Origin of the sequence: Pseudomonas baltica, from assembly GCF_014235765.1 — a bacterium.
Classification (GTDB): domain Bacteria; phylum Pseudomonadota; class Gammaproteobacteria; order Pseudomonadales; family Pseudomonadaceae; genus Aquipseudomonas; species Aquipseudomonas baltica.
The window spans coordinates 269,454-293,971 of sequence record NZ_JACMYH010000004.1; the positions used below are offsets into that span (position 1 = coordinate 269,454).

The window sequence follows — 24,518 nt, forward strand, 5'->3', positions numbered from 1 at the left end:
AGGCCGACAGCATGATTGTCGGCAGTTCAGGGGCATCGGCAGGTGTCGCCGAAACTCGATGGTGGCTAAGTGACGTGACCCACCGGGAATCGTCAAGCCTGGACGACGTGGGTCAGAACAGCCGCGCGAGCAGCACCGCCACGGCGGTTTCAACCCGCAGGATGCGTTCGCCCAGCTGCACTGGCTGCAAACCTGCAAGGCCCAGCAGGTCGACCTCGTAGGGAATCCAGCCACCTTCCGGACCAATGGCCAGGGTCACTGGCTGCTCCGGATGACGCGGGCAGGGCGGGTAGTCGCCAGGATGCCCGACCAGCCCCAGGGTGCCGGCGCTCACAGCAGGCAGGCGATCCTCGACGAAGGGCTTGAAACGCTTTTCGATCAGCACTTCGGGGAGCTGGGTATCGCGTGCCTGTTCCAGGCCCAGGATGAGCTGCTCGCGAATGGCAGCCGGCTCGAGAAAAGGGGTTTGCCAGAAACTTTTCTCGACCCGATAGCTGTTCACCAGGACCAGCTTGGCCACCCCCATGGTGGCAATGGTCTGGAACACTCGGCGAAGCATTTTCGGGCGGGGCAGCGCAAGCACCAGTGTCAGCGGCAGTTTCGCCGGTGGCGGTTGGTCGAGCACCACGGCGAGTTCGGCCTCGTGATCTTCCAACCTCGTGACCTGGGCACGCCCCATCAAGCCATCGACCTTGCCCACCCGCAGGCTGTCGCCCAGCTCGACACGGTGCACGGCCTGCATGTGGGTGAAGCGTCGATCACGCAGCACTACCTTGTCCGGCGCGGTGAAGTCGGCCGTTTCTAGCAGCAGCAGGTTCATGCCTGAGTCGCAGGCGGCTGGCCGTTGCGGTCATCGTCCTCGGTTGGTTCGTCACCGCGCTTGCGGATCAGGGCACCGAACAGGATGCCGATCTCGAACAGCAACCACATCGGCACGGCCAGCAGTGTCTGCGAGAAAATGTCCGGTGGGGTCAGAATCATGCCGACCACGAAGCAGCCGATGATCACGTACGGGCGGATCTTGCGCAGGTACTTGACGTCGACGACGCCGATCCACACCAGCAGTACCACGGCCACCGGAATCTCGAACGCCACGCCGAAAGCGAAGAACAGCGTCATGACGAAATCGAGGTAACTGGCGATGTCGGTGGCCATGGTCACGCCCACCGGCGTGGCACTGGCGAAGAACTTGAAGACCAGTGGAAACACCAGAAAGTAGGCGAAGGCCATCCCCGCATAGAACAGGAAGATGCTCGACACCAGCAATGGTATGGCAATGCGTTTTTCGTGCTTGTACAGGCCCGGTGCGATGAAGCCCCAGACCTGGTGCAGGATGATCGGCACGGCCAGGAACAGCGAGACCATCATGGTCAGCTTGAAAGGCGTGAGAAACGGCGAGGCCACATCAGTGGCGATCATCGTGGCCCCTTCGGGCAGGTACTCGCGCAGCGGCGCCGACACCAGGGTGTAGATCTGTTGGGCGAAGGAAAACAGCCCGGCGAAGACCAGGAAAATCACGGCAACGCAACGCAGCAGGCGCGTGCGCAATTCGGTCAAGTGCGAGACCAGCGGCATGGGCTGGTCGTTTTCCGGAATTTCGCTCATGGGGCCCGCGGTGGCTGTGTAGGTTCATTGGAGGATACGGGTATCGCAACAGCCTGAGCGCTGCTCGTGTCACGGTCAACCACAGCCGGTGTCTGCGTGGCAGTGGGCACCGTGGTAGGCGTGACGTCGGTGCTCACCGCATCACGATCAAGCACCGGTTGCGCCTGGGCGCCGGGTGGAATCGGATCGGCCAGCGGTGCGGGCGGCTCGCTCGGACGCGCGGCGCGCTGCGGATCGAGGATCTTGCGCGCCTGCTCCTCGAGCGAAAGCACGTGCTCGTTGTGCAGTTGGCGACGGATTTCGTCGGCGCCTATCTCGCGTTCCACTTCGGTCTTGATCGCGTTGAAGCTGCGTTTCAGGCGCCCGATCCACAACCCTGCGGTGCGCGCGGCACCGGGCAGTCGCTCAGGGCCCAGCACCAACAGGGCGATGAGGCCCACGAGCATGAGTTCGCTGAAGCTGATACCGAACATTGATCAGTCTTTCCTGATGGGTTCTTCGACTTTCTGATGCTGGCCGTCGAGGGTATGCGGCGGAGTCAGCGGCGAGCTGGCCTGCGGGTGGACCGGCTGTGTCGGCTGCTCGGCACCCGGTTTGTCGTCGTCGTTCATGGCTTTGCGAAAGCCCTTGATCGATTCACCGACGTCGGTGCCCAGGTTCTTGAGTTTCTTGGTGCCGAAGACCAGTACCACGACAATCAGGATGACGATCCAGTGTTTCCAATCAAACAGACCCATGATTCAACTCCTCCAAAAAGACATTTCAGGCTGACGGCAGGCGGGCGGCTTTCTCATCGTGACCGGACAGGCCGAATCGGCGATCCAGTTCATCGAGTACAGCCTGTGGGTGTTGGCCGAGTTGTGCAAGCATGACCAGGCTATGGAACCACAGATCGGCAGTTTCGTAGATGACATCGCTGCAGTCGCCGCTGTGGGCGGCATCCTTGGCGGCAATGATGGTCTCGATCGATTCTTCGCCGAGCTTTTCCAGAATCTTGTTCAATCCCTTGGCGTACAGGCTGGCGACATACGAGCTGTCGGCGCTGGCGCCCTTGCGTTCTTCGAGCACCGCAGCGACGCGGTCCAGAGTGTCATTCATGGCCATGGCCTGCGGAATAGATGGCAGCGGGATTTTTCAGGACCGGGTCGACGACGGTCCATTGGCCGTTCTCGAAGACCCTATAGAAGCAGCTTTGGCGGCCAGTGTGACAGGCGATGTCACCGACCTGCTCGACGCTGAGCACGACCACGTCGGCGTCGCAGTCCAGGCGCAGCTCGTGCAGTTTCTGCACGTGACCGGATTCCTCGCCCTTGCGCCACAGCTTGCCACGCGAACGGGACCAGTAGATCGCCCGGTTTTCGGCAGCGGTCAATGCCAGTGCCTCGCGGTTCATCCAGGCCATCATGAGGATGCGCCCGGTGTGGTGATCCTGGGCAATCGCCGGCACCAGGCCGTCGCGGTCCCATTTGATCTCGTCCAGCCAGTCTTTCATGTGCGACTCCGACAACAGAGAGGGCTAGTGTGCCAGCCGATGGCGCGACTGGCTATCGGCGCACGACCAGGTACAAGCCCGATGCCAGCATCAACCAGGCGGGCCATGCCTGGACGCTGTCCAGGGCTATGCCGGAGACGGCGGTGACCGTTCCACCCACCAGCAAGGCGCCGCCGAGCAGCCGCAGGGCCCAGCGATCGTGGCGTTGCTCCCAGGGCGGCGGTGGATCCTTGCGATGAGGCTGAGACATTCGTTCGAGCAGATCGCGGGTCATGTTGGCCAGGTGAGGTAATTGCTCGACCTGCGATTGAACATTCTGAAACAAAGATTTCGGGCTGACCCGCTGGCGCATCCAGCGTTCCAGGAACGGCTGGGCGGTGCTCCACAGGTCGAGGTCCGGGTACAGCTGTCGACCCAGGCCTTCGATGTTGAGCAGGGTTTTCTGCAGCAGCACCAGTTGCGGCTGGACTTCCATGTTGAAACGTCGTGCGGTCTGGAACAGGCGCATGAGCACCTGGCCGAAGGAGATGTCCTTCAGTGGCTTCTCGAAGATCGGCTCGCAGACGGTGCGGATCGCCGCTTCGAATTCGTTGAGCTTGGTCTCGGCCGGTACCCAGCCCGAATCGATGTGCAGCTGGGCCACGCGGCGGTAGTCGCGCTTGAAGAAGGCGAACAGGTTGCGCGCCAGGTAATCCTGATCTTCAGGGGTCAGGCTGCCGACGATGCCGCAGTCGATGGCGATATAGCGCGGGCTCCACGGTGCCACGGTGCTGACGAAGATGTTGCCGGGGTGCATGTCGGCATGGAAGAAACTGTCGCGAAACACTTGAGTGAAGAAAATCTCGACGCCGCGCTCGGCCAGTAGCTTCATGTCGGTGCGCTGGTCGGCCAGGGCGGCCATGTCGGTGACCTGCACGCCGTAGATGCGCTCCATCACCAAGACCTTCGGCCGGCACCAGTCCCAGTAGACCTGGGGCACGTAGAGCAGGTCGGAGTCTTCGAAATTGCGCCGCAGCTGGCTGGAGTTGGCCGCTTCGCGCAACAGGTCGAGTTCGTCGTAGATGGTACGTTCGTAGTCGGCGACCACGTCGACCGGGTGCAGCAGGCGCGCGTCGGCGGACAGCCGCTCGGCCTGGCGGGCGAGCAGGAACAGCCAGGCCAGATCCTGGCTGATGACCGACTTGAGCCCCGGGCGAACGACCTTGACCACCACCTCTTCACCGGTCTTGAGCCGAGCGGCGTGAACCTGGGCCACCGAGGCCGACGCCAATGGCTCGACGTCGAAGCGACTGAACACGTCGGTGATCTTCGCACCCAGTTGCTGCTCGATGAGGGCCATGGCCTGCTTGGGGTCGAACGGCGGCACCCGGTCCTGCAGCAGCATCAGCTCATCGGCGATGTCTTCGGGCAGCAGGTCGCGGCGGGTGGAAAGGATCTGCCCGAACTTGATGAAGATCGGCCCCAGGTCCTGCAAGGCCAGGCGCAGGCGCGCGCCACGGTTGAGTTCCTGGCGGCTGCGCGGCAGCCAGCGCCAAGGCATGGCGAAACGGGTGATTTTCAGCCACCACGGCAGTGGCAGGGCGAACATCAGGTCATCGAGGCGGTAACGAATGATGACGCGCTGGATGCGCAACAGACGGCGGACGGCAAGCAGCTTCATGCGTTATCGCTGGAATTGTGGGATCGGGCGAGGCGCTCAATACGCGCCTCGAGGCGTTCGACGTCGACTTTCAAAGCATCCAGCTCACTGAAACGGGCCTGGGCTTCCTGCTCGCCCACCAATGTACGCGCTTCCTCGGCCAGGTATTCACCCAGGTTCTGCGTCGCCGTGGCCAGACTCTGACGGGTCCAGCCCGTACGGCTGCGCAAATGCCCGGCCAACAAGGCGGTGGGCACCGGCCCCAGCCAGCGTGAGACTTCGTATTCCCAGTCCAGTTCAAGGTCCTGCAGCACCTTGACCAGGTCCAGCAGCGCGGTGCTGTCGCCGTCCAGATCGACCTGCGGGCTGTGCAGCACCGCGGTCTTGTCCTTGCGCAATACCAGCTGCACCAGGCTGGCAGCCGGCGCGCGCAACGTGCAGTCGGGCGGCGTGGCCCACTGCTGGGCCAGCATCAGGCCATTGGCACTGGGCAGTATGTACAGGTTAAAGGCGGGCTGGCGGCCCTGGATGGCAATCACCTTGCCGTGCAGGTGCGCCAGGCGCGGCAACGCCGTGGCGTCCAGGCGCAGCACACGGTTCAGACCGTGTTCGACACTGGCGATCAGGCCACCGAGCAGCATCAGGGCTTGATCCCGCGGTGCAGGGCAACGATGCCACTGGTCATGTTGTGATACGTGACGCGGTCGAAACCGGCCTGCACCATCATGGCCTTGAGGGTTTCCTGATCGGGATGCATGCGGATCGATTCGGCCAGGTAACGGTAGCTTTCCGAATCGTTGGTGATCAGCTTGCCGGCCAGCGGCATGAACGCGAATGAATAGGCGTCGTAGACCTTGGACATCAGCTTGTTGGTAGGCTTGGAAAACTCCAGCACCAGCAGGCGCCCGCCTGGCTTGAGCACGCGCAGCATGGAAGCGATGGCCGCTTCCTTGTGGGTGACGTTGCGCAGGCCGAAGGCGATGGTCACGCAATCGAAGTGATTGTCGGGGAACGGCAGCTTTTCCGCATCGGCCTGGACGAATTCGATGTTGCCGGCCACGCCGCGGTCGAGCAGCCGGTCGCGACCGACCTTGAGCATCGAGGCGTTGATGTCGGCGAGCACCACCTGGCCGGTAGGCCCTACCAGGTCGGAGAACTTGCGTGCCAGATCGCCCGTGCCGCCGGCGATGTCGAGCACCCGGTTACCCACGCGCACGCCCGAGAGCTCGATGGTGAAGCGCTTCCACAGCCGATGCATGCCGCCGGACAGCACGTCGTTCATCAAGTCGTACTTGGCCGCTACCGAGTGGAACACCTCGGCGACCTTTTCGGCCTTCTGGCTTTCCGGTACGTGCTTGTAGCCGAAGTGAGTGGTGGGTTCGGCATCGCCGCCTTTGCGCTGATCATTCATATCGCTGTCACCAGGAAAAATTACGCACCATTCTAAGCCGCACAAGGGCGCTTTGTCTTGGCACGATGGATTGCCGGGGCAACCGGGTTAAACTGTGCGCCATTGAACCCTTACCTGTTGGAATCCCCGATGACCCAGATCAACGTCGAACGCAAACACAATCTGGGCCGCGACGCGGCGCGGCAGAAAGCTGAAGTGGTGGTACAGAAGCTGATCGACCGCTATGACGTGCAGGCTACCTGGCAAGGCGACACGGTGGCGGTCAAGCGCAGCGGTGCACAGGGCACCGTGCAGATCGACGACGAAGCGATTCGAATCGATCTGAAGCTGGGCATGATGCTGGCGATGATGAGCGGCACCATCCAGAGCGAGATCGAAAAGGCCCTGGACAAGGCCCTGGCGGCTTAAAGCATCAACCTGACCACGGATTCGGCGGGGTCGCGGGATTTGCCGGCCGCGCGCAATTGTTCCAGGTAGTCGGCCCAGAGCTGCTCCTGGCGCAGCGCCAACTGGTACAGGTAGTCCCAGGTGAACAGGCCGCTGTCATGGCCGTCGTCGAAGGTCAGTTTCAAGGCGTACTGGCCTGCAGCTTCGACCTTGGCCAGGCCAACCCCCAGTTTGCCGACCTGCAGGATCGGCTTGCCGTGGCCCTGGACCTCGGCGGACGGCGAGTGCACGCGCAGGAACTCGGCGGGCAGGTGAAACACCTCGTCGGGGCCATAGGTCAGGCTCAAAGTCTTGGAGGCCTTGTGCAAATTGATGGCGCTGGGGATTCTGGTCATGGTGGGTCTCGAAGTCGCGCGGTGTCTGTTTCGCGGCCACGCACCGCTCCTGCGAACCCGGCCTGTGGGAACGATCATTGACGTCGCCCGCGAGCCGCGTTCCGTAGGCGCGGTCAGCGGCCGCAAAGGCCGCACCGCGCATGACAGGCCGTCTTACAGAATGTAGCGCGACAGGTCTTCGTTCTGCGCCAGCTCACCCAGGTGGCTGTTCACGTACTCGGCATCGATCTGGATCGGCGCCTCGCTGTGCGCAGCGGCCATGTCGCCGGCGCTGAACGAGACTTCCTCCAGCAACCGCTCGAGCAACGTGTGCAGGCGGCGCGCACCGATGTTCTCGGTCTTCTCGTTGACCTGCCAGGCGATCTCGGCCAAACGCTTGATGCCTTCGGGCACGAACTCGATGTTCAAGCCTTCGGTCTTCAGCAACTCGCGATACTGCTCGGTCAGCGAGGCATGTGGCTCGCTGAGGATGCGCTCGAAGTCCTGCGGGCTCAACGCCTTGAGTTCGACGCGAATCGGCAGGCGACCCTGCAGTTCGGGAACCAGATCGCTCGGCTTGCTCAGGTGGAACGCACCCGAAGCAATGAACAGGATGTGGTCGGTCTTGACCATGCCCAGCTTGGTGTTGACCGTGCAGCCTTCGATCAACGGCAGCAGGTCGCGTTGCACGCCTTCACGGGACACGTCGGCACCGCCCACATTGCCGCGCTTGGCCACCTTGTCGATTTCATCGATGAAGACGATACCGTGCTGCTCGACCGCTTCCAGTGCCTTGGCCTTGAGCTCTTCCTCGTTGACCAGGCGGCCGGCTTCTTCGTCGCGGACCATTTTCAGCGCGTCCTTGACCTTGAGCTTGCGGCTCTTCTTCTTGCCCTTGCCCATGTTGGCGAACAGGCTCTGCAGCTGGTTGGTCATTTCTTCCATGCCGGGAGGCGCGGAGATGTCCACGCCACCCATCTGCTCGGCCACCTCGATCTCGACTTCCTTGTCGTCCAGCTGGCCTTCGCGCAGGCGCTTGCGGAACAGCTGACGGGTGTTCGAATCGTTGCTCACCGGCTCTTCGTTGAAGCCTGCACGGGCGGCGGGCAACAGCGCATCGAGAATGCGCTCTTCGGCCGCATCCTCGGCGCGGTGGCGAACCTTGACCATTTCCTGCTCGCGCAGCAGCTTGATGGCCGCATCGGCCAGGTCGCGGATGATCGATTCGACATCGCGGCCTACATAGCCGACCTCGGTGAACTTGGTCGCTTCGACCTTGATGAACGGTGCATTGGCGAGCTTGGCCAGGCGCCGCGCGATTTCGGTCTTGCCGACGCCGGTAGGGCCGATCATCAGGATGTTCTTGGGCGTCACTTCGACGCGCAGTTCTTCGGGCAGCTGCATGCGCCGCCAGCGGTTGCGCAGGGCAATGGCGACAGCGCGCTTGGCATCGTCCTGGCCGATGATGTGGCGATTGAGTTCGTGGACGATTTCGCGGGGGGTCATGGACATGGTGTGTTCCGGACTCGGAGGTTCAGGCAGGGAGGGGTGAAGGCTTGCGACGCATTGCGTGCAGGCCTGGCCCCACAACCGTCTGATCACTCGGCGAGATCCTGCTCCTCGATGGTCATGTTGTGATTGGTGAACACGCAGATGTCGCCAGCGATGCCCAGGGCGGTCTCGACGATTTCCCGTGCGCCCAGCTCGGTCTTCTTCAGCAGCGCACTGGCCGCGGCCTGCGCGAACGCGCCGCCGGAGCCCATTGCGATCAGGCCGTCCTCGGGCTCGACCACGTCACCGTTGCCGGTGATGATCAAGGAAGCGTCCTTGTTGGCCACCGCCAGCATCGCCTCGAGACGGCTGAGCGAGCGGTCGGTGCGCCATTCCTTGGCCAGTTCCACGGCGGCACGGACCAGATGGCCCTGATGTTTCTCCAACTGGCCTTCGAAACGCTCGAAGAGCGTGAAGGCGTCGGCGGTGGCACCGGCAAAGCCGGCGATGACCTGGCCGTGGTACAGGCGACGGACTTTCTTGGCGTTGCCTTTCATCACGGTATTGCCGAGAGAAACCTGGCCGTCGCCGCCCATGACGACTTTGCCATGACGGCGGACTGAAACGATGGTGGTCAAGGGGAGAGTCTCCACGCAGCGGGGCGAAAATGCCCTGATGGAAACGAATATGGGGGTGGGTGAGGAGATTTCAACCTTTGTCGGTTGTGCGCGGTGGTGGGACAGCTTGCGGGTATCGGGAGGTCCGTGTCACGGCTTTCGCGGCCGCTGACCGCTCCTACGGTCTGCAGGAGCGGTCAGCGGCCGCGAAGGGCGCGCCGCGGTTTACTGTCGGATCTGCCTTTGCTGCAACAGCAGGTTACTAAAGCCACTGCCGGCCAGCTGTTTCTGCGCCACGGTCAGCTGCTCGCGGTTGCTGAACGGACCCACCAGCACCCGGTACCAGGTGTCTTCCTTGACCGTCCCGGATTCCACGTTCACCGACTGCCCCAGCAGGATGATCTGCGCCCGCACCCGGTCGGCGTCCGCCTGCTTGCGGAACGAACCGGCCTGCAGGTAGAACTGCGTGGTTGCGGCAGGCTTGATCACCGGCGGGGCCGGCGGCGGGGTCGCGCCACTGAGCGCGGCCTGAGCCCGGGCAGTGTCGATCTTGGCTGCCTCGGCCGGGGTTACCGGCGCCTGGGCCGGAATCGGTGGGGTTTTCTCGGGCACCGCTTCGGGTGGCACGATCACTTCGGATTCCGGCAGCAGCGTATAGAAGTCGTACTTGGGCTTGACCGGTGCCTGCGGGCTGGGCGGCGTCTTGTTCGCCTCGGCGATCTTTTCCGCTTTCAGTTGCTCGGCCTTGACGCGCTTGACGTCGCTGTTGCCCGGCTCGAGCTTCATGAGGAACACCACGAAGGCCCCCACGCTCAGGCCGATCGCCAGCCACAGCCAGCCTGGGATGGGCTTCTTCGCAGGTGCGGAATTGCGGCTGGCGCCGCGTTTGGGTGCGGGTTTTTTCTTGGCAGCCAACTTACATACGCTCCAGTGTTTCCAGGCCCAACAGAGCCAATCCTTGCTTGAGGGTGCGACCGGTCAGCGCCGCCAGGCGCAGGCGGCTGTTTTGCTGAGCGGGGTGTTCGGCCGCCAGAATCGGGCAGTTCTCGTAGAAGCTGGAGAACAGCCCGGCCACATCGTACAGGTAAGTGCACAGCACATGGGGCGTGCCTTTCTCGCCGACGTTGTTCAGTACTTCGGTGAACTGCGCCAGCTTGGCAGCCAGTTCCTTCTCGTGCTCGGCTTCCAGCACGATCTGCCCTTCGACGTCCGCGAAGTTCTTGCCCAGCTTGCGGAACACACCGGCCACGCGGGTATAGGCGTAGAGAAGGTAGGGCGCGGTGTTGCCTTCGAAATTGAGCATCAGGTCGAAGTTGAAGCTGTAGTCGCTGGTGCGGTGCTTGGACAGGTCGGCATATTTCACCGCCCCGATGCCCACGGCTCGGGCGATCACGCGCAGGTCGGCCTCGGCGGTCTCGGGGTTCTTTTCCTTGACCAGGGTGTAGGCGCGTTGCTCGGCTTCATCGAGCAGGTCGACCAGTTTCACGGTGCCACCGTCACGGGTCTTGAACGGACGTCCGTCGGCACCGTTCATGGTGCCGAAACCCATGTGCTCCGGCTGCATGCCGTTGGTGATGAAACCGGCACGGCGCGCGACCTCGAACACCTGCTGAAAGTGCAGGGCCTGGCGCTGGTCGACGAAGTACAGCGCGCGGTCGGCCTTGAGCACGTTGCTGCGATAGCGCACCGCTGCCAGGTCGGTGGTGGCGTACAGATAACCGCCACCGGCCTTCTGCACGATCACCGGCAGGGGCGTGCCTTCGGCCGTCTTGAATTCTTCGAGGAACACGCACTGCGCGCCGTTGCTTTCCACTAGCAGACCTTTGGCCTTCAGGTCGGCGACCACGTTGGCGAGGTCGTCGTTGTAGGCGCTTTCGCCCATCACGTCGGCCGGCGTCAGCTTGACGTTCAGGCGCTCGTAGGTGCTTTGGCAGTGCGACAGGGAAATTTCGTTGAAGCGTTTCCACAAGGCCAGGCATTCGGCATCGCCGGCCTGCAATTTGACCACCAGGCCGCGGGCACGCTCGGCGAACTCTGCGGATTCATCGAAGCGCTGCTTGGCCGCGCGGTAGAAATTCTCGAGGTCGGAGAGCTCGTCGCTGGTGGCGGGCTTTTCCTGCAGATAGGCCAGCAACATGCCGAACTGGGTGCCCCAGTCGCCGACATGGTTCTGGCGGATCACGGTATCGCCAAGAAACTCCAGCACATTGGCCACGCCGTCGCCAATGATGGTCGAACGCAGGTGGCCTACGTGCATTTCCTTGGCCAGGTTGGGTGCAGACAGATCGACCACCACACGCTGCGCGGGGCCGGCCTTGCGCACGCCGATGCGGGCATCGGCCAGGGCGGCGTCCAGGCGCGCGGCGAGAGCAGCACTGTTCTGGAAGAAATTGAGGAAGCCGGGGCCGGCGATTTCCACCTTGCTCACCTGCTCGTCGGTCGGCAGTGCGGCAATCAGCTTTTCTGCCAGGTCGCGCGGCTTCATGCCGGCAGGCTTGGCCAGCATCATGGCGATGTTGCTGGCGAAATCGCCGTTCTTCTTGTCGCGCGAGTTTTCCACCTGGATTGCCGGCGTCAGACCTTCTGGCAGCACACCTTCGGCGACAAGGTGGGTCAGGGCTTGTTGAATCAGCTGGCGAATGGTGTCTTTCATGGGGTTCTCGGTCGACCGCAGGTACGGCGGTGCTGGATGCACGGGTGGAAAAACTGGGTATTATCCGGTTGTTGGCCGGGGTTGCCAACCCGCAAATCCCCCGTGCAAACCGCCACCCCTGTAGCAGCGGCGCCAGCCGCGACGGCGGACGCCGCCGATCCCTGCCTCAGGTGCGTCTATCTCAATACAAATCCACCGGGTCCACATCCAGCGACCAACGCACCTGTCGCCCGCTCGGCAGTTGCTCCAGTTGCAGCATCCAGGCATTGAGCAGGCGGTGCAGTGGGGCGCGCAGCGTTGCCTGGACCAGCAACTGTGCGCGATAGCGTCCGGCGCGCCGTTCCATGGGTGCCGGGACCGGCCCCAGCAGCTCCAGGCCGCCCAGGGCCAGTTGCGCCACCAGCACTTCGGCCGCCGCACAGGCCTCATCCAGAAAGGCTTCGGCCTGGCCCGGCTTGTGCGCTTCGGCACGCAGCAGTGCCAGGTGCGCGAAGGGCGGCAGGCCTGCGCCCCGTCGCTCTGCCAGGGCCTGCTCGGCGAAAGCGAAGTAGCCCTGCTCGGTCAGTTGCACCAGCAGCGGGTGGTCGGCCAGGTGGGTCTGAATGATTACCTTGCCCGGTTCCTCCGCGCGACCGGCGCGGCCTGCCACCTGAACGATCAACTGTGCCATGCGCTCGCTGGCGCGGAAGTCGCCGGAGAACAGCCCGCCGTCGGCATCCAGAATCGACACCAGGGTGACCCGTGGAAAGTGATGCCCCTTGGCAAGCATCTGGGTGCCGACCAGGATGCACGGATGGCCTTTCTGGATGGTTGCGAACAGCTGGTTCATCGCGTCCTTGCGCGAGGTGCTGTCGCGGTCGACGCGCAGCACCGGGTAATCGGGAAAGAGGATCGCCAGGCGTTCCTCGGCGCGCTCGGTGCCGGCGCCGACCGGACGCAGGTCCACCGTGCCGCACTTGGGGCACTGGCGCGGCACGCGTTCGACATGCCCGCAATGATGGCAGCGCAACTCGCCCGAGCGTTGGTGGACCGTGGTACGGGCATCGCAGCGTGGGCACTCGGACAACCAGCCGCAGTCGTGGCACAGCAGGGTGGGCGCGAAGCCACGGCGATTGAGAAACACCAGCACCTGTTGGCCATTGGCCAGGGTCTGGCCGATGGCCTGCTGCATCGGTCCGCTGATGCCGCTGTCCAGCGGCCGGCTCTTTACATCCAGGCGCATGAACTTGGGTTGCTGGGCGCCACCGGCGCGATGGTCGATGCGCAGCAGGCCGTAGCGGCCGGTATGGGCGTTGTGCAGGCTCTCCAGGGAAGGCGTGGCCGAGCCCAGCACAATGGGAATGTTCTCTTGGCTGGCGCGCACCAGCGCCAGGTCGCGTGCGTGGTAACGCAGGCCTTCCTGCTGTTTATAGGAGCCGTCATGCTCTTCGTCGATGATGATCAGCCCAGGGTTCTTCATCGGCGTGAACAGCGCCGAGCGGGTGCCAATGATGATGTCGGCCTCGCCATCGCGTGCCGCCAGCCAGGCGTCGAGGCGGTCGCGGTCATTGACCGCCGAGTGCACCAGCGCGATGCGTGCGTTGAAGCGCTGCTCGAAGCGCGCCAGGGTTTGCGGGCCGAGGTTGATTTCCGGGATCAGCACCAACGCCTGTTTGCCGGCTTCCAGGCATTCGTGGATCAGTTGCAGGTACACCTCGGTCTTGCCGCTGCCGGTCACGCCCGCGAGGAGAAACGCATGGAAGCCGCCGAGGCTGGCGCGGATCGCCTCGAAAGCCGCGCGTTGCTCTTCGTTGAGCGGCAGTTCCGGTTGCGCCAGCCAGTGTTCGGCCCGCGGCCCGGGGCCGTGGCGGCGTACTTCCACGCTGACCAGTTGCTTGGCCAGCAGCAGGTCGAGGCTGTCCTTGTTCAGTTGCAGCTTGCTCAACAGCTGATGGGCGACGCCATGGGGGTGCTGGGCCAGGGTCTTGAGGGCATCGCGCTGCTTGGGTGCGCGAGCGATGCGCGGGTCGTCCAGGCGTGCATCGGCGGCGGCGTGCCAGAAGCGCTCCTGGCGCGCTTCGGCCGGTTCGCCCTGACGCAGCAGCACCGGCAGCGCCCAGCTGAGGGTGTCCCCCAAGCCGTGCTGGTAGTACTGCGAAGTCCACAGGCACAACTTGAACAGCGCAGGTGGCAGAGGGCTTACCGCATCGAGCAGGGCAATGGCGGGCTTGAGCTTGTCGGCCGGTACATCGCTGTGGCTGGCCACTTCGATCAGGATGCCGATCATTTCCCGCCGCCCGAATGGTACCCGCAGGCGCATGCCGGGCATGAACACGGTGTGCGCAGTGTTGGCGGGCGCCTTGTAGTCGAACAGGCGTCGCAGCGGCGAGGGCAGGGCGAGGCGCAGGATGACGTCGGGCACGCGGGAGTTCTCTTGAGTGGGAGCAACTGCAGTCGCAGGAGCGGTCATCGGCCGCGAGGGCTGCGCCGCGGTGTTACCGAAATGACGTGGTGCGCCATTCGCGGCCGGAGACCGCTCCTACGTGATTTACGGGTCGCGGCTGGTTGCCGCTCGCACGGGGTTCGAGGTGCGCAGACTAGCAGACGACGGCCGGTGCGAGCGACACCTTGCGTGTTCGCCCTGTTCTGTTAATATACGCGGCCTAATTACGTGCGGTACTCGACAATGGTGTCGGGTGGCGGCACGCAGCCTGAGGAAGTCACCATGAAAGCCGATATCCATCCAGTATACGAAGCCATCGACGCTACCTGCAGCTGCGGTAACGTCATCAAGACCCGTTCGACTCTGGCCAAGCCACTGAGCCTCGACGTCTGCTCCGAATGCCACCCGTTCTACACTGGCAAGCAGAAGACCCTGGACGTTGGCGGTCGTGTTGACCGTTTCAAGCAGCGTTTCGGCGGCTTCGGCGCCAAGAAAGCTTGATTGGTTTGCTCTCGCTGTTGAAGAAGGCGCCCCTTGCGGGCGCCTTTTTTGTGGGCGTTTTCTGGCTTGGCGCCGCTCAGGCCGAGGCCTTCTGCCCGGCTCCGAGCGGGCTGGGCACCGCCCAGGTCCGCCAGGTCATCGACGGCGATACCCTGCGCCTGCAGGATGGCCGCAGCGTCCGCCTGATCGGTATCAATGCGCCTGAGATCGGTCGCCAGGGGCGCGGCGACGAGCCCTACGCCGTGGCCGCGCGGCGCCGATTGCAGGCGCTGGTCGATGACAGCGACGGCCTGGTCGGCCTGCAGTTGGGCCGCGAGAGCCAGGATCGCTACCAGCGCACCCTGGCCCATGTCTATGGCCGCGGTGGGCTGAACTTCGAGGCGCAATTGCTGGCCGAAGGACTGGCCCTGCAGGTCGCTGTGGCGCCCAATGTCGAGCAGGTGGCCTGCCAGCAGCAGGCCGAGCACGCCGCTCGAAAGGCCGGGCTGGGGCTGTGGCGTCAATCGCCGGCCATCGTCGCCGCGCAGGTGGAGCGTGCCGGCTTCGCCCTGCTCGGCGGGCGGGTCAGCAAGGTCGAACGCAACCGCGCCGGGGCCTGGATCGAACTGGACGACTCGGTGGTCCTGCACGTCGCGCCCAAGGTGTTCGCGTTGTTCCCCGAAGGCTGGCTCGATGCCCTGAAAGGCCAAAAGGTCGAGGCCCGCGGCTGGGTGCTGGATCGCAATCGGCGCGGCAATCGGGCTGCCGGGCAGTTGCGCTGGATGTTGCCGGTGAGCACCCCGCAGATGGTGCAGATACAGCCGTGAACCGGCCAGAGGCGCCCGTGCATGGGCTGCCTCGCAGGCCCTCGACGGCCCTGTCGGTACCCGCCGAAAGTCGTAGGCCAGGGGCCTTGACGCATGTGACCGGGTAGTCTTGTCGGGTGTAGGCATCTTGCGTATCCTCGCGGGTCTCGTCAGACCAACGTAAAAGCGGAACGCCCCCAATGTCAGATTTGAAAACTGCCGCTCTCGAGTACCATGCCCATCCACGCCCAGGCAAACTGAGCGTCGAACTCACCAAGCCCACTGCAACCGCCCGCGACCTGTCGCTGGCCTACAGCCCCGGTGTAGCCGAGCCCGTTCGCGAAATCGGTCGCGATCCCGAGCTGGCCTACAAGTACACCGGCAAGGGTAACCTGGTAGCGGTCATCTCCGACGGCACCGCCATTTTGGGCCTGGGCAACCTCGGCCCGCTGGCTTCCAAGCCGGTCATGGAAGGCAAGGGCGTTCTGTTCAAGCGTTTCGCCGGCATCGACGTCTTCGACATCGAAGTCGACTCGGAAAGCCCGCAGGCCTTCATCGACACGGTCAAGCGTATCTCGATCACCTTCGGTGGCATCAACCTGGAAGACATCAAGGCGCCCGAGTGCTTTGAAATCGAACGTGCGCTGATCGAGCAGTGCGACATTCCGGTGTTCCACGATGACCAGCACGGTACCGCGATCGTCACCGCAGCCGGCATGATCAACGCCCTGGAAATCGCCGGCAAGACCCTGGAAGACGCCAGGATCGTCTGCCTGGGCGCGGGTGCCGCCGCCATCTCGTGCATGAAGCTGCTGGTCAGCATGGGCGCTCGCATCGAGAACATCTTCATGATCGACCGCACGGGCGTGATCCACGCCGGCCGCGACGACCTGAACCAGTACAAGGCGGTCTTCGCCCACACCACCGAGAAACGCACCCTGGCCGATGCCCTGCAGGGCGCCGATGTGTTCGTCGGTCTGTCGGGCCCCAACCTGCTGAGCGCCGAAGGCCTGAAGTCGATGGCCGCCAATCCGATCGTGTTCGCCTGCTCCAACCCCGATCCGGAGATCTCCCCGGAACTGGCGCACGCCACCCGCGACGACGTGATCATGGCCACCGGTCGTTCCGACTACCCGAACCAGGTCAACAACGTGCTGGGCTTCCCGTTCATCTTCCGTGGTGCCCTGGACGTTCGCGCCAAGCGCATCAACGAAGAAATGAAGATCGCCGCCGCCAACGCCCTGCGTGAACTGGCCAAGCTGCCGGTACCCCAGGAAGTCTGCGACGCTTACGGCGGTATCTCGCTGGAATTCGGTCGCGAGTACATCATTCCCAAGCCGATGGACCCACGCCTGATCACCCTGATCTCCGACGCCGTGGCCAAGGCTGCAATCGAGACCGGTGTGGCCACCCTGCCGTACCCCAAGCATTACCCGCTGCAGAGCGTGGATGACGTGTTCAACGGCTAAGCCTTTGGACGCGCCATGAAAAAGCCCCGGCTCGCGAGAGTCGGGGCTTTTTTTGTGGTGGCTGCGAAGGGATCGACGCGGTCTGGTATCAGAACAGGTCGATCGGCGCCGATTCGTCTGCCGGGAGCGGGCTGCCCGGTGCGCTGCCGCCACCGAACTCGCTGTTGGAAGGCGGTGTGTCTTCGCTCTTGAACAGCTCGAAGTAGGCGCCCGGCGTGCCCGGTGCGGCCGCGCGGCCGCTGATCGGGTCTACCCGCAGGCTGAGGATGCCGTCGGGCTCGGGCTGCACATGAGCCGGCTTGTCCTTGAGCGCGGCGGCCATGTAGGTCATCCAGATCGGCAGTGAAACGGTGCCGCCAAACTCGTGCCGGCCCAGGGTTTCAGGCTGGTCGAAGCCCGACCAGACAGTGGTCATGTAGTCGGCGTTGTAGCCCGAGAACCAGGCATCCTTCGAGTCGTTGGTAGTGCCCGTCTTGCCGGCCAGGTCGGTGCGACCCAGGGCCATGGCGCGGCGCCCGGTGCCCTTCTTGATGACGTCCTCGAGCATGCTGGTGAGGATGAACGCGGTGCGCCCGTCGATGATCCGCTCGGCAATCACCGGGGCCGGGGCGGCGCCTGGCGTCAAGGTGGCGTCCACCGCGATGGGGGCCGATACCGTGGTCGCGCTGGCCGGTGCCGCCTGGGGCGTGGCGGCGGCGATGTCGTCGGCCGGTACCGTCGGCGGATTGGCGCGGAACAGGGTCTCGCCGTTGCGGCTGTCGATACGTTCGATCAAGTACGGCGAAACCTTGTAGCCGCCATTGGCGAACACGCTCCAGCCCGTGGCGATTTCCATCGGTGTCAGGGTGGCGGTGCCCAGTGCCAGCGACAGGTTGCGGGGCAGGTCCTGCTTGTTGAAGCCGAACTTGCTGATGTAGTCGATGGTGCTGTCTACACCCAGGCTCTGCAGCACGCGGATCGAGACCAGGTTGCGCGACTTGTACAGTGCTTCACGCAGACGGATCGGGCCCAGAAAGGTATTGGTGTCGTTCTTGGGTCGCCAGACCTTGTCCACCGACTCGTCGACGAACACGATGGGGGCGTCGTTGACCAGGCTGGCGGGCGTGTAGCCCTTGTCCAGTGCCGCGCTATAGATGAACGGCTTGAAGCTGGAGCCCGGCTGCCGCTTGGCCTGCATCGCACGATTGTAGTTGCTCTGTTCGAACGAGAAACCACCGACCAAGGCACGGATGGCGCCGGTGCGCGGGTCCAGCGACACCAGCGCGCTCTGCACCGTCGGTACCTGGCTGAACTTCAAGGTGTCATCGTCTTGACGCTGTACGCGGATCAGATCGCCTACCTGCGCAACGTCCGACGGCTGCGCAGGCGTGCGCCCGACACTGTTGGTGTTCATGAAGGGGCGCGCCCATTTCATGCTGTCCCAGGCAATCGACTCCTGCTTGTCGTCGCGGGTGAGCACGACGATGCCCGTCTTGTCGACCTTGGTGACGATGGCAGGCTCCAGGCCGTTCAGCGGACGCTGGCGAGTCAGTTCCTGGGCCCACTCGCGCGGCGTCTTGCCGGGCAGGCGAGCTTCCGGACCGCGATAGCCATGGCGTTGATCGTAGGCGATCAGCCCGGAGCTGATGGCGTGGTTGGCGTCTTCCTGCAGATTGCTCGGCACCGTGGTGGTGACGTTGAAGCCCTGTGTATAGGCCTCGCTGCCGTAGCGACCGACCATTTCGGCACGGGCCATTTCGGCGATCCACGGCGCGCTGACTTCCGGCGTGGGCACGTGATAGCTGGCGTTGAGCGGCTCGCCGACGGCAGCGTTGTAGCTGGCTTCGTCGATCTTGCCCAGGCGGAACATGCGCCCCAGGATCCAGTCGCGACGCTCCTTGCTGCGTACCGGGTTGGCCAGCGGGTTGAAGCGCGAAGGCGCCTTGGGCAGGCCGGCGATCATCGCCATCTGCGCCAGGCTTACGTCGCGGATCGACTTGCCGTAATACACCTGTGCGGCGGCTTCGATCCCGTAGGCCCGGTTGCCCAGGTAGATCTTGTTCACGTACAGCTCGAGAATCTCATCCTTGGTAAGTTGGCGCTCGATTTGCAAGGCAAGGAGGATTTCAGTGATTTTGCGTGAAAAACTGCGTTCGGACGTCAAGAAATAGTTCTTGGCGACCTGCATGGTGATGGTACTGCCGCCGGTCTGGATATGACCGCTGCGCACCAGCTGCGAGGCGGCGCGCATGAGGCTGCTGGGGTCGACGCCGTAATGGTTTTCGAAATTGTCGTCTTCTGCGGACAACAGGGCTTGGATGAAATGTGGCGGAATCTCGGCGAACTTGATCGGCGAGCGGCGCATCTCGCCGAACTCGGCGATCAGTTTTCCGTCGCTGCTGAAGACCCGCAGGGGGATCTGCAGCTCGACGCTGCGCAGGGCGTCGACAGACGGCAAGCTGGGGCTGAGATACAGAAATGCCCCGCTGAGCACGAGCAACAGCCCGCAGACGACGGCGAGGAAAGACCACCAGAAAAACTTCAGCAGGCGTATCAAGGCTTTTGGATTTCCAGATAAAAGAATGGGTTAAGCGCAGCACGCGGTACGTGGAAAAAACGCTGGGCATTATAAGCATTTTTCGACCCGGAGCGTCATTTGCGCTTCTGTCAAGACTGCTATTAAATGCCTCGTACGACAAAGGGTCCGTAAGTCGCGGATAGTAATAGGGAATCGGTTGTGCGTGGACTCTTCAGCAAGAAAGCACATTCGCTATTGGGCATCGACATCAGCTCCACGTCGGTCAAATTGCTCGAGCTGAGCCGCACGGGCAACCGTTTCCGGGTCGAGTCGTATGCCGTGGAACCGTTGCCGGCCAATGCCGTGGTCGAGAAGAACATTGCCGAACTCGAAGGCGTCGGGCATGCCCTGAGCCGCGTGCTGGTCAAGGCGCGCACCGGTACCCGCATCGTCGCGGTGGCCGTGGCCGGTTCGGCGGTGATCACCAAGACCATCGAGATGGATGCCGGCCTGTCGGACGACGAGCTGGAAACCCAGCTCAAGGTCGAGGCCGACCAGTACATTCCCTACCCCCTCGAAGAAGTCGCCATCGACTTCGAAGTTCAGGGCTATTCGGCGCGCAACCCCGAGCGGGTCGAGGTATTGCTGGCTGCCTGCCGCAAGGAAAACGTCGAGGTCCGCGAGGCTGCCCTGGCCCTGGCCGGGCTGAGCGCCAAGGTGGTGGATGTCGAGGCGTATGCGCTGGAGCGTGCCTTTGGCCTGCTCACCGCGCAGCTGGCCGGTGGCAACCAGGCCCTGACCGTGGCCGTGGTGGACATCGGCGCGACCATGACCACCCTCAGCGTGCTGCACAACGGCCGCATCATCTATACCCGCGAGCAGTTGTTCGGGGGGCGCCAGCTGACCGAGGAAATCCAGCGTCGCTACGGCCTGTCCAACGAGGAAGCCGGCCTGGCCAAGAAGCAGGGCGGGCTGCCCGACGACTATGTGGCCGAAGTGCTGCAACCGTTCAAGGATGCCGTGGTACAGCAGGTGTCGCGCTCGCTGCAGTTTTTCTTTGCCGCCGGCCAGTTCAACGATGTCGACTACATCATGCTCGCCGGTGGCACCGCTTCGATTTCCGGCCTGGATCGGCTGATCCAGCAACGCCTGGGCACCCCGACCCTGGTGGCCAACCCGTTCGCCGATATGGCCCTGAGCAGCAAGGTCAACGCCGGTGCGCTGGCCAGCGATGCACCGGCCTTGATGATCGCCTGTGGCCTGGCGCTGAGGAGCTTCGACTAGATGGCAAGGATCAACCTGCTGCCGTGGCGCGAGCAGCTGCGAGAAGAGCGCAAGCGACAATTCCTGATTGCCATGGCCGGCGTGCTGGTCGGCGCCATCGCGGTCATTTTTCTGGCGGACCGATTCATCGGCAATGCCATCGACACCCAGACGGCGCGCAATGCCCACCTACAGTCCGAGATCGTCCTGCTCGATCAGCGCATCAAGTCGATCAGTGAGCTCAAGGCGCGGCGCAAGCAATTGCTCGAGCGCATGAAAACCATCCAGGACCTGCAGGGCAACCGCCCGATCATCGGGCGCATCTTCGACCAGATGGCGCGCACGCTGCCCGACGGCGTGTACTTCACCGACGTGAAAATGACCGACAAGAGCATTGCCATTGCCGGCGCCGCCGAGACCAACAACCGCGTGTCCGACCTGTTGCGCAACCTCGACGCTTCGCCCTGGCTGGAAGCGCCCGCCCTCAACGAAGTCAAGGCCAACACCAGTGCCGACGTCAACGGCGCCAACAGTTTCCAGCTGAACGTGCGCCAGACCGCTCCGGTCCAGGCCGAAGGGGACGACAAATGAACCCTTCGAGCTGGATGGACAGCCTGCGCAAGGTCGAGCTCAGCGAGCTTGACCTGAACAACATCGGTTCGTGGCCCACCGCGGTCAAGGTGATTGCCGGCGTGTTGCTGATGGCGCTCATTCTCGGCCTGGGCTACAACTTCCACATCTCGGACCTCGAAGCGCAATTGCAGCAGCAGGCCGATCAGGAAACTGCGCTCAAGGAGCAGTTCTCCACCAAGGCCTTCCAGGCGGCGAACCTGGAAACCTACACCGAACAGATGCAGGAAATGGAAACGTCGTTCGGCGCCATGTTGCGACAGTTGCCCAGCGACACCGAAGTGCCGGGCCTGCTCGAGGACATCACGCGCACCGGTCTGGGTTCGGGGTTGGAGTTCGAAGAAATAAAATTGTTGCCTGAGGTGACCCAGCAGTTTTATATCGAGCTGCCGATACAGATCAGCGTGACCGGTACCTACCACGACCTGGCCACCTTCGTCAGTGGCGTGGCCAGCCTGCCGCGGATCGTCACCCTGCACGACTTCGAAGTGAAACCCGTGGACCCGAAGGCCAGCAACAGCCAGCTGCGCATGAGTATCCTGGCCAAGACCTACCGCTACAACGATCAAGGCCTGCCTGGCGCGGACGCGGCACCGACACAGGGGCAAGCGAAATGAAAGCAGTATTCGTTGCAGGCCTGGCCGCGTGCATGCTGGTGCTGGCAGGTTGCGGTGGCAACGGCGATTTCGCCGACCTCGACGCATTCATGGCCGAGGTCAAGGCACGGCCCAAGGGCAAGATCGAACCGATACCGCGCTTTGCGCCCTATCAGGCGTTCAGCTACGAGGCCGCGTCGTTGCGCAGCCCGTTCCAGCCACCGATCAAGATCGAACTGGTGAACAGGCAGAAGGGCTCCCGGCTCATCAAGCCCGACACCACGCGGGTCAAGCAATTCCTGGAGGGTTTCAACATCGAGGATTTCGAAATGGTCGGCACCTTGGGCAATGCCGGTGGCCGCTTTGCCCTGATGCGCGGCGCCGGTGGCGTGCACCGCCTGAAGGTAGGCGATTACCTGGGTCGCAACGACGGGCGGATCATCGCCATCAGCGATGCCCAGGTCGATGTCGTTGAAATCGTTCCCGATGGGGATGGTGGTTGGTTGGAGCGGCCTCGCACCATCCCGCTCAAAGAGCGCTCGTAAAGGGCTTGGGTCAAGCATGTCTAGTGGAACTCGAAAATGAACAGGATTCTCTCAGCCTTCGGTATTTCGCTAGGGATAGCGATGCTTTCACCGATCGTCATGGCCGCGAACTTGAAGACGCTCGACGTTGCTTCCCTGCCCGGTGATCGCGTCGAGCTCAAGCTTTCGTTCGACGGCCCGGTCACGGCGCCACGCGGCTATACCACCGAGCAACCGGCCCGGATCGCCCTCGACCTGCCGGGTGTGACCAGTCAACTGGGCGCCCGCAGTCGCGACCTGGGCGTGGGCAATGCCCGCAGTGTGGTGGTGGTGGAGGCCACCGACCGCACGCGGATCATCGTCAACCTGACCAAGCTGGCGCCCTACAGCACCCGCGTGCAGGGCAACGACCTGTTCGTGCTGGTGGGCGAGGGTGCCGCGGCCCTGCAGGGCACGGCGATACCGGCTCCGACGGCAGCTCGGCCCGCCCCGCGACCCGCAGCCGTGCCTGCTCCTGCGCGGGCGGCGGTGCCCGCCGGCCGGGCCATTCGCAACGTCGATTTCCAGCGCGGCGAGCTGGGTGAGGGCAATGTCATCATCGACCTCAGCGACCCGACCATCAGCCCCGATATCCAGGAGCAGGGCGGCAAGATCCTGCTCACTTTCGCCAAGACCCAGCTGCCCGATCCGTTGCGGGTGCGTTTGGACGTGAAGGATTTCGCGACCCCGGTGCAGTTCGTCAACTCCTCGGTCGGCGCCACTGGCGCGACCGTGACCATCGAGCCCAGCGGCAGCTTCGACTACTCCTCGTACCAGACCGAAAACCGCCTGACCATCAGTGTGCGGCCGCTGACCAACGAGGACGTCGCGCGGCGCAATGTCGAGCGCAATGTCTATACCGGCGAGAAGCTCTCGCTGAATTTCCAGGACATCGACGTGCGTTCGGTGCTGCAGCTGATCGCCGATTTCACCAACCTCAACCTGGTGGCCAGTGACACGGTGCAGGGTGGCATCACCCTGCGCCTGCAGAACGTTCCCTGGGATCAGGCGCTGGACCTGGTGCTCAAAACCAAGGGCCTGGACAAACGCAAGGTCGGCAACGTGCTGCTGGTGGCCCCGGCCGACGAGATTGCCGCCCGCGAGCGCCAGGAGCTGGAGTCGCAGCGGCAGATCCAGGAGCTGGCGCCGCTGCGCCGCGAGTTGATGCAGGTCAACTATGCCAAGGCTGCCGACATCGCCAAGCTGTTCCAGTCGGTGACCCGTGGCGAGAACGTCGAGACCGAGCGTGGCTCGATCACCGTCGACGAACGCACCAACAACATCATTGCCTACCAGACCCAGGATCGCCTCGACGAACTGCGTCGCATCGTCACCCAGCTGGATATTCCGGTGCGTCAGGTGATGATCGAGGCGCGCATCGTCGAAGCCAACGTCGGCTACAACAAGGCGCTGGGCGTGCGTTGGGGCGGTTCGACCAACCTGAGGGGCAAGAACAACTGGACTGCCTACGGCCTGGACAACAATGGCGACGAAGCCGGCAACACCGGCGCCGACGTCGGCAGCAACACGCCCTTCATCGACCTGGGAGCTGCCGATGCAACCTCCGGCATCGGCCTGGGTTTCGTGACCAACAACGTTCTGCTGGACCTCGAACTCAGTGCCATGGAAAGCACCGGCAATGGCGAGATCGTCTCCCAGCCCAAGGTGGTGACCTCGGACAAGGAAACCGCGAAGATCCTCAAGGGCACCGAGGTGCCGTACCAGGAGGCCAGCTCCAGCGGCGCCACCACGGTGTCGTTCAAGGAGGCTTCGCTGTCACTCGAGGTGACGCCGCAGATCACCCCGGACAGCCGCATCATCATGGAAGTGAAGGTCACCAAGGATGAGCCCGACTACCTGAACGCGGTGCTGGGTGTACCGCCGATCAGCAAGAACGAGGTCAACGCCAAGGTGCTGGTCAACGACGGCGAGACCATCGTCATCGGTGGGGTTTTCTCCAACACGCAAAGTAAAACCGTGGACAAGGTGCCCTTTTTGGGCGACGTGCCGTATGTTGGGCGCCTTTTCCGTCGGGATGTCGTGTCGGAAGCCAAATCCGAGCTGCTGGTATTCTTGACACCGCGTATCATGAATAACCAGGCGATTGCTGTGAGTCGTTGATT

The 24,518-nt window shown here is 63.5% G+C and carries 25 protein-coding genes; 9 read left to right on the top strand and 16 right to left on the bottom strand.

All coding sequences use genetic code 11. The annotated features are described in order from the left end of the window. Nucleotides 1–112: 112 nt before the first annotated feature. From H7993_RS15675 to ubiE, 9 genes are read right to left on the bottom strand one after another with little or no spacing between them, the layout of a single operon-like run. Nucleotides 113–820, bottom strand: coding sequence for a 16S rRNA (uracil(1498)-N(3))-methyltransferase (locus H7993_RS15675; RefSeq protein ID WP_185794931.1), 708 nt, complete (start codon nt 818–820; stop codon nt 113–115). Beyond that, nucleotides 817–1,605 carry a twin-arginine translocase subunit TatC gene (gene tatC, locus H7993_RS15680; protein WP_122480460.1) on the bottom strand — a complete coding sequence of 263 codons (789 nt, stop codon included), beginning with the start codon at nt 1,603–1,605 and terminating at the stop codon, nt 817–819. The genes H7993_RS15675 and tatC overlap by 4 nt, the downstream gene beginning before the upstream one ends. Then, complete coding sequence (gene tatB / locus H7993_RS15685; RefSeq protein WP_185794932.1) at nt 1,602–2,078, bottom strand: Sec-independent protein translocase protein TatB; 477 nt, start codon at nt 2,076–2,078, stop codon at nt 1,602–1,604. Before tatB ends, tatC begins: the two co-directional genes overlap by 4 nt. 3 nt (nt 2,079–2,081) lie before the next feature. Further along, nucleotides 2,082–2,342, bottom strand: coding sequence for a twin-arginine translocase TatA/TatE family subunit (locus H7993_RS15690; protein WP_122480458.1), 261 nt, complete (start codon nt 2,340–2,342; stop codon nt 2,082–2,084). 25 nt (nt 2,343–2,367) lie between these two features. Next, nucleotides 2,368–2,703, bottom strand: coding sequence for a phosphoribosyl-ATP diphosphatase (locus H7993_RS15695; protein ID WP_122480666.1), 336 nt, complete (start codon nt 2,701–2,703; stop codon nt 2,368–2,370). After that, on the bottom strand, nt 2,696–3,097 hold the full coding sequence (gene hisI / locus H7993_RS15700; protein WP_185794933.1) for a phosphoribosyl-AMP cyclohydrolase: 402 nt from the start codon (nt 3,095–3,097) through the stop codon (nt 2,696–2,698). Before hisI ends, H7993_RS15695 begins: the two co-directional genes overlap by 8 nt. A 52-nt stretch (nt 3,098–3,149) precedes the next feature. Continuing rightward, entirely contained in the window at nt 3,150–4,757 is a 1,608-nt protein-coding gene (gene ubiB, locus H7993_RS15705) for a ubiquinone biosynthesis regulatory protein kinase UbiB (RefSeq protein WP_122480456.1), read from the bottom strand. Then, entirely contained in the window at nt 4,754–5,377 is a 624-nt protein-coding gene (locus H7993_RS15710) for a ubiquinone biosynthesis accessory factor UbiJ (RefSeq protein WP_185794934.1), read from the bottom strand. Before H7993_RS15710 ends, ubiB begins: the two co-directional genes overlap by 4 nt. Continuing rightward, entirely contained in the window at nt 5,377–6,147 is a 771-nt protein-coding gene (gene ubiE / locus H7993_RS15715; RefSeq protein WP_043191385.1) for a bifunctional demethylmenaquinone methyltransferase/2-methoxy-6-polyprenyl-1,4-benzoquinol methylase UbiE, read from the bottom strand. Before ubiE ends, H7993_RS15710 begins: the two co-directional genes overlap by 1 nt. A 129-nt stretch (nt 6,148–6,276) precedes the next feature. On the opposite strand from ubiE, the gene H7993_RS15720 reads away from it, so the two are divergent. After that, a complete protein-coding gene (locus H7993_RS15720) occupies nt 6,277–6,555 on the top strand; it encodes a polyhydroxyalkanoic acid system family protein (protein WP_043191383.1) in 279 nt (92 codons plus the stop codon). Here H7993_RS15720 and H7993_RS15725 read toward each other — a convergent pair. The 6 genes from H7993_RS15725 to H7993_RS15750 form a co-directional block, all read right to left on the bottom strand. Continuing rightward, the gene (locus H7993_RS15725; RefSeq protein WP_122480453.1) at nt 6,552–6,929 is read right to left on the bottom strand and encodes a gamma-butyrobetaine hydroxylase family protein; all 378 of its coding nucleotides are present in this window, start codon (nt 6,927–6,929) and stop codon (nt 6,552–6,554) included. The two genes, H7993_RS15720 and H7993_RS15725, sit on opposite strands and share 4 nt — an antisense overlap. A gap of 153 nt (nt 6,930–7,082) precedes the next feature. Then, nucleotides 7,083–8,420 carry an ATP-dependent protease ATPase subunit HslU gene (gene hslU, locus H7993_RS15730; protein WP_122480452.1) on the bottom strand — a complete coding sequence of 446 codons (1,338 nt, stop codon included), beginning with the start codon at nt 8,418–8,420 and terminating at the stop codon, nt 7,083–7,085. An 86-nt stretch (nt 8,421–8,506) separates the two neighbouring features. Then, entirely contained in the window at nt 8,507–9,037 is a 531-nt protein-coding gene (gene hslV, locus H7993_RS15735; protein ID WP_043191380.1) for an ATP-dependent protease subunit HslV, read from the bottom strand. 204 nt (nt 9,038–9,241) lie between these two features. Beyond that, nucleotides 9,242–9,931 carry an SPOR domain-containing protein gene (locus H7993_RS15740; RefSeq protein ID WP_122480451.1) on the bottom strand — a complete coding sequence of 230 codons (690 nt, stop codon included), beginning with the start codon at nt 9,929–9,931 and terminating at the stop codon, nt 9,242–9,244. Nucleotide 9,932: 1 nt separating this feature from the next. Further along, nucleotides 9,933–11,669: an arginine--tRNA ligase gene (gene argS / locus H7993_RS15745; protein WP_185794935.1), complete on the bottom strand. Its 1,737-nt coding sequence runs from the start codon at nt 11,667–11,669 to the stop codon at nt 9,933–9,935. A 181-nt stretch (nt 11,670–11,850) separates the two neighbouring features. After that, nucleotides 11,851–14,070 (bottom strand): primosomal protein N', encoded by a 2,220-nt coding sequence (locus H7993_RS15750; RefSeq protein ID WP_122480449.1) that lies wholly within the window; start codon nt 14,068–14,070, stop codon nt 11,851–11,853. 303 nt (nt 14,071–14,373) lie between these two features. Between H7993_RS15750 and rpmE the strand changes: the two genes are divergently transcribed. The 3 genes from rpmE to H7993_RS15765 all read left to right on the top strand — a co-directional run bounded on the left by rpmE (nt 14,374) and on the right by H7993_RS15765 (nt 16,846). After that, nucleotides 14,374–14,592 (top strand): 50S ribosomal protein L31, encoded by a 219-nt coding sequence (rpmE, locus tag H7993_RS15755; RefSeq protein WP_043193699.1) that lies wholly within the window; start codon nt 14,374–14,376, stop codon nt 14,590–14,592. Between the two features lie 50 nt (nt 14,593–14,642). Then, on the top strand, nt 14,643–15,398 hold the full coding sequence (locus tag H7993_RS15760) for a thermonuclease family protein (RefSeq protein ID WP_425312019.1): 756 nt from the start codon (nt 14,643–14,645) through the stop codon (nt 15,396–15,398). A 179-nt stretch (nt 15,399–15,577) separates the two neighbouring features. Then, nucleotides 15,578–16,846: a malic enzyme-like NAD(P)-binding protein gene (locus H7993_RS15765; protein ID WP_185794936.1), complete on the top strand. Its 1,269-nt coding sequence runs from the start codon at nt 15,578–15,580 to the stop codon at nt 16,844–16,846. A gap of 88 nt (nt 16,847–16,934) precedes the next feature. Here H7993_RS15765 and H7993_RS15770 read toward each other — a convergent pair whose 3' ends face one another. Beyond that, nucleotides 16,935–19,379 (bottom strand): penicillin-binding protein 1A, encoded by a 2,445-nt coding sequence (locus H7993_RS15770; protein ID WP_425312023.1) that lies wholly within the window; start codon nt 19,377–19,379, stop codon nt 16,935–16,937. Between the two features lie 183 nt (nt 19,380–19,562). Between H7993_RS15770 and H7993_RS15775 the strand changes: the two genes are divergently transcribed. Genes H7993_RS15775 through H7993_RS15795 form a run of 5 tightly spaced genes read left to right on the top strand, consistent with a single transcriptional unit; the run spans nt 19,563 to nt 24,516 of the window. Next, nucleotides 19,563–20,627, top strand: coding sequence for a pilus assembly protein PilM (locus H7993_RS15775; protein WP_122480446.1), 1,065 nt, complete (start codon nt 19,563–19,565; stop codon nt 20,625–20,627). Next, the gene (locus tag H7993_RS15780) at nt 20,628–21,197 is read left to right on the top strand and encodes a PilN domain-containing protein (RefSeq protein WP_185794938.1); all 570 of its coding nucleotides are present in this window, start codon (nt 20,628–20,630) and stop codon (nt 21,195–21,197) included. It begins immediately after the preceding gene. Next, nucleotides 21,194–21,853, top strand: coding sequence for a type 4a pilus biogenesis protein PilO (gene pilO, locus H7993_RS15785; RefSeq protein WP_122480444.1), 660 nt, complete (start codon nt 21,194–21,196; stop codon nt 21,851–21,853). Before H7993_RS15780 ends, pilO begins: the two co-directional genes overlap by 4 nt. Beyond that, the gene (gene pilP, locus H7993_RS15790) at nt 21,850–22,377 is read left to right on the top strand and encodes a type 4a pilus biogenesis lipoprotein PilP (RefSeq protein ID WP_122480443.1); all 528 of its coding nucleotides are present in this window, start codon (nt 21,850–21,852) and stop codon (nt 22,375–22,377) included. Before pilO ends, pilP begins: the two co-directional genes overlap by 4 nt. Before the next feature lie 36 nt (nt 22,378–22,413). Beyond that, nucleotides 22,414–24,516 carry a type IV pilus secretin PilQ gene (locus tag H7993_RS15795; protein ID WP_185794939.1) on the top strand — a complete coding sequence of 701 codons (2,103 nt, stop codon included), beginning with the start codon at nt 22,414–22,416 and terminating at the stop codon, nt 24,514–24,516. Nucleotides 24,517–24,518: the final 2 nt, after the last annotated feature.